Annotated in this window: 3 protein-coding genes; all 3 read right to left on the bottom strand. The window is 42.4% G+C overall.

Features of this window, described 5'->3' with window-relative positions; all coding sequences use genetic code 11:
* The coding region (locus B3E92_RS17760; RefSeq protein ID WP_286897767.1) for a SusC/RagA family TonB-linked outer membrane protein at positions 1-2,984 on the bottom strand (2,984 nt) is incomplete at its 3' end.
* Positions 2,984-5,152 (bottom strand): TlpA family protein disulfide reductase, encoded by a 2,169-nt coding sequence (locus tag B3E92_RS17755; protein WP_204990977.1) that lies wholly within the window; start codon positions 5,150-5,152, stop codon positions 2,984-2,986. The genes B3E92_RS17755 and B3E92_RS17760, both read right to left, overlap by 1 nt.
* A 125-nt stretch (positions 5,153-5,277) precedes the next feature.
* Positions 5,278-5,652, bottom strand: coding sequence for a hypothetical protein (locus B3E92_RS17750; RefSeq protein ID WP_112375789.1), 375 nt, complete (start codon positions 5,650-5,652; stop codon positions 5,278-5,280).
* Between the last annotated feature and the right edge of the window lie 17 nt (positions 5,653-5,669).

Raw genomic sequence — 5,669 nt, 5'->3', positions numbered from 1 at the left:
TATTGATAGAATGCATCCGACAATGATTTTATAGGATATTTCATACCAGGAACCTGTGTATGTTGTTCATCCCCAGGCTGCTGCCATCGCTGATCAAAATCTGGATAGGCCTTACCGTTAGCAAACAATGAAAAATAGGACGTCACAGGACGCCTGACGTAATAGTCCCCCTTAAAACTGACGTTGAAAGAAAAAATCAAAGACTTCCAAGCCAGTGTATTGATTATATTCCCAAAGACCTGCGGTTTGGAGGATCCAAAATACACGATACTTTCATTTCCATCCGGCGACGCATTAGCCTGGTTGCGTATGGTGGTATAGTTTGTACTTAGCTGACCATCCAGCAGGCCCTGCCCTTCCCCAAATTCATTCAACCCCATCCATTTATAAGCAGCCAATGCGTTCAGTGGTTTACCGACGATCGGTGTGATGGTATTTCCGCTCGAGAGAAAGGATGTGACGCTGTTTTGCAGATTGTAATATTGCGTTGTTTTGTTCCTATTCAAGCTTAATATCGTTCGCGTATCCCAGTTGATCTTTCCGCTTATATTCTTTGAATTTAAGTCAATATCAAAACCTTGTCCCCGCATTCCTGCCAAATTCTTGACAACTGTACCCTGTAAGCCCCATGCCGTATAATCGTATTCGCTCAGTCCGTATAGATCTTTGCCTTTTTTTACATAATAGTCAATACGCCCGGACAATCTTCCTTTTCTTACTGAAAAATCAAGACCAAAGTTAGTGGTTGCCACTCTTTCCCATTTTAGCAAGGGATCGTTCAAGGTACTTATCTGATACATTGGATAGCTGGTATAAGTTGCCGAACCGATATAGGCAATTGGATCTGGCGACCGTCGTAGATCGACGTTACCACTGGTTCCATAGGTTGTCCTCAATTTTAGATAATCAAACAGGGCCAGCTTAAAGAAAGCCTCCTTATGAATGTCCCAAGATCCGCCTACGGACCAGAGCGGCGACCATTTATCATTGGTCGAAGCACCAAAGATATTAGCGCCGTCTTTACGCAAACTCATAGATAGGCCATAGCGGTCCATAAACCGGTCGCTTATATTGGTATAAAGTGATACAAATCGATTTACATTTTTAAAAAATTGCGGCGCTCCCGGTATCCGTCGCATCCCATCATCCGGCAATGTTGGAAAGCGAGTTACAAAGTCTACCGAAGTGCTTGACATCGGCAGTTCATTGTATCCATAGGCCGTATAGGAATTTGTGTTCGATCTGTTCTCCCGTACCTCGCCACCAAGAATGCCGACCAACAGATGCCGACCAATCGATTTGTTAAAATCAATTTGACCACGTAGCGTATACGACCTGCCCTCAGCAGCGGAGTACCGTTTTATACCACCAAGTGGAATGTTATATTTTGTAGCTGTGGTACCCGTACCGATGATGGTAAATTCATTGATCCACTTACGTGCTTCATAACTTTCCAAAGTATTCAATTCGTTATTTTCAGTACGCTGCTGCTGAATCTGTCCCCCGACATTCAGATGTAAGTAAGGTAATACCTTATATTTCAGGTTCAGGCTCGAAAACCATTCATTGTTCTGCCGTCGGTCTTTTGCATATCTGTATTCCGACAGTGGATAGTAATCCCATGGCAGATAACCATTTGTATAGTTTTCCTTCAGATAACTGGACCTATATTCCTTTTCAAATGGGATTTCAGTACCATCCTCATTTAGAAACTGAAGATATGGCACCTGCATACTGCTATAGCTTAACGATGAGAATTCAGGTTTGCCTTTTCTGCTATCCTGATTGGTATACAGCACCTGGAGATCCAACTGTAAATTGTCGGTAGGTCTGAAACTATTGGACAGCTGGATATTGATCTTTCTATCAAAAGCATCCAGTTCGGATTTATTCCCCGTATACCCAATACCAAACCCATACGAATTGCGTGCCCCCCCGCCCGAGATATTCAGCGCGTGCTGATTGACAAACGGAACATTATAAAAAGCATCCATATAGTTTTGTCTTCCATTTTGTACCATGAGTTTAGCTGTACCGCTGGCCGAATCTGCCGGTGAAATCAGGTTGCGCTTACGTCGATCCAATAGGTCGATCACTGGCGACTGTGCCAGATAAGGCTGGTATAGCAATTCCGAATCATAATAGCCCTTATCAAAAAGATATTTTTCGAGTGCGATAAAATCCGCATTTTGGGGCTGATAGATTTTATTCAGATCGCTATTTTCCTTCAAAATCACTGTATTTGACAATGTTATTTTTGTCTTCTGCTCCTTAGAAAAAGCACCCTTTTTTGAAGTCATGACGATAACACCGTTCCCAGCGCGGGCTCCCCATATGGCACTCGCCGCAGCATCTTTCAGGATGGAGACACTTTCAATATTATTGGGATCGATATTACTGATATCCCCCTCATAGATAAAGCCGTCTAGCACAATGAGCGGATCCAGGTTTCCGTTTATCGTACTCAGTCCGCGTACGGAAATATTCAGTTTCTGCAGGTCAGCATTTTGTATCGGCTGATTGTCGAAGCGAATTGCTGTTGTCATGTTATTGAGCCTATCCAGAATATTAGTTCCCACCTGCTGACTGAGCATCTTATTATCGACTACATCAATGGCCCCTGTCACCTCATTGGCTTTCAATGTCTGATAACCGGTACTGACAATAGCCTCTTCCAAATAAATCTCATTAGCATTTAAAGCCAATATTTTATTCTTCTCAAAAAATCCGGCTACTACTGTCCTATCTAGATAACCAATACAACTGATCAATAAAGAATCTTTATGATCACCTACCTGAATAGCAAATTTTCCTTTCAGTGAACTTGCAGCCTGATTATGCAAAGTGTTGTTCCGGATAGATGCCCCCACTAGCTCCCTGCCATCTTTCGCTGAAACAATTGTACCCTGTACCCAAATTTTTTCCTGAGCCTTGCCCATGAAAAACAATACGCTTGTCAAAAGCGCTGTCAACAACACCCTCATTACTTCGTATGATTAGTAGGTACGGTATAGAAATAAGGATATTCACCACTGTATTGTGTTGGTGTAAGTTTTATACCATGCTGTTCCAGCGCAGCTATTTTTTGTTTGATAGACAGATCAAGAAAGTTTCCCGACAAACGCAGATCAATCCGTTCGGCACTTTTACCCTCAAAAATTACCGGCTTATCCAAAACAGACCTAATGAAACCAATCACACCATTTAGGGGCATATTTTGCATGATCAAAGATTCATTGCCTTTATCCACACTATTCATATACATTCCGCCCTTGGTTTTCCATAGTGGACGCGATACATCCAGCGAAAGTGCGTATGCCGCAACAACACCATTTTTTCGCTCAACTGCAACATGAAACCGTTGAATCAAAGCATTTCTAAAATAATCGAATGCTAACTCCTGAGTGATACTATCGCGCAGGTAGAGCTGATACCAAAACTGTCCTTTTGTTGTTTTAAAGTCGTATATGAGATCGATAAATTCCTTGTTAATCTGATCATCAAAAACGAAAAGGTTCGATTGTACCCCTTTGAATGCATCAGGAAAAGCCAGCTGATAACAGGTATTCAGAAAGTAATTCCCTACCTGAAACAGTGAATTCCCTTCGCTGTAGGACATTGCGGGATACACACCGAGATAATTCTCCCGATAACCCGACATCACCGAGCAAAATAAAAGTCCCGTTGTATCCACCAAAGGCTGCGTGTTTATCCGGGCCGTATTTTTGATTTCCGATTTTTCAATAAATCGGCTTGACACGCCAGTTTTTAAAAAATCTTTGATAATATCCTCTGTGATAGAACTTGCGTATGAATTGAGGACAAATTCACCTTCGGAATTGATAATTCCTATCGTTGGCAACGTATTATGCGGAAGAAGTGATGTAAACAAGGTATCATTCAGTATTGTCGGCAATACCGGTGTGTAATTAAAGTCCTCTTTATATTTCTTGAATCGCTTTTTTATCCGCTCTGGGGTATCCTTATTCCGCTTACTATTGACCATCACAACCTGTACCTTATCCTTAAAGCGCTGCTGGATCAATTCCATGTCGGGAATTCCTTCAATACAGCTCGGGCAGCCAGTTGACCAAAAATCCAGCAGGATCAGTTTCCCTTTCAGATCAGCGAATTTGATTGTTTTCTTTTGACCATTAAAATACTGGAGTTCGAGCGGCTGGTTCCATACCGCATCCGGGATCTTATCGCCCGGATTTAGTGCAACGAGATCAGATAGCCCATCGGCCCCGCTGTTCTTGCGGGGCGTCTGAGCCGATAAACTAAACATAGAAACTAAACATAAAAACAAGCATGTCAAAATGATGCGATAGGCACGCTTATAATCTGCAAAAGATAGAAAGCATTTTAAAGCCCGCTGAGCAACCACTTTACTTGTTACAAGCAAAGTATTGGGCCGAAACACAAAAACCTTACAGATCGACTTAAAGAGCCTTAAAACAGATCGTTCAGATTCTACGTCATAAGTCAATCTAGCATTTCCCACCTGCTGAAAAGCTTGCTTTTGTTGTGTGGGGCTTGTGCAATCGTTTAGTTGTCCTTGTGTATAACAAGGGCTTAGCAAGGGTGAACCTAGGGTCGCGCTATAGTCAAGCTTGAGTGTTTCTTGTGCCAAGCTATAGTCGACCATCTTTTGAGCAATTCCTGCCGAATTTTTACATTTCATCGGGTTTTCATCGGGTCGGCATCGGGTTTTGATCGCTGTGGCCCGATGAGATCCCGATGAAAACTTGATGCCAATTGCATGAAAGGCAGAAGCCAGGGCGAAGTTGGTCAGAAAAAAGTCCGAATAATGTGATACCACTTCCGCTCTTCGACTGACCTTTGGCTCAGCTTCGAGACTTCTTTGGGACATGGTCGAGACAGGCTCGGGAGCTCTTTGGCTCGGCTTCGGCAGGGCTTCGCGTACGCTTCGACTCCCACCCGAAGCGCAGTCGAACAACAGTCGAAGCGTTTCCGAAGATGAGGCGACGCTGGTACGACACAGTGTCGAACGATCCTCAAACAAAACCCGATGGCTGCCCAAAGAATTCACATTTTTTATTAGGTTTTGAGCGCCAATCTTACAGCGCTTTTTTAGCAGGATCGAAGTACCTTTAAAGTACGTTTTTCCTTGTCTAATCTTCTTACGCAAATTTTGCGTAATTAGTACTATATCTGTGCTTAAGTAGTGCTTTACAGGTACTTGAAATATATAGGTTATATAGCCCCTTAAAAAGGCTAAAAATCTCAGGATATTCATAATTTTTTTGTTGGCGGTTATTTCGATAACCTACTGAAAAACTCAGCGACCTTTTTGCTCAATTCTAGCTCTTTTCCGATGCGCTCTTCAGCTTCTGCTGACAGCTGCATTTTACGCAGGTCTATATTGCGATGATAGACGATACAATAAGCTATCAACACCCGATACAATGCGGTTGCAAATTCCTGCATTTCCTCATTCTTTAAGAGTCTATTTTCTCCTGCACCACTATCAAGATACGTGCTCAATAGCTGTAGTGTATTAGCAGAAATAGCGTCTAAGGCATATTGATTCCAGAATGCCTCAATCTCCTTTATAGGATCATAATCGACCTTATAGACTTCATAGATCAACCAATCAAAAGCAAATTGTAGCGCTAAAATCCTGTTCATTTTTCAGTCTGTAATCT

The sequence above is a fragment of the Sphingobacterium sp. UBA6317 genome (assembly GCF_002440385.1).
Lineage (GTDB): Bacteria > Bacteroidota > Bacteroidia > Sphingobacteriales > Sphingobacteriaceae > Sphingobacterium > Sphingobacterium multivorum.
The sequence above is the reverse complement of the archived record's forward strand: the minus strand, read 5'-3'. Positions and strand labels throughout refer to the sequence as shown.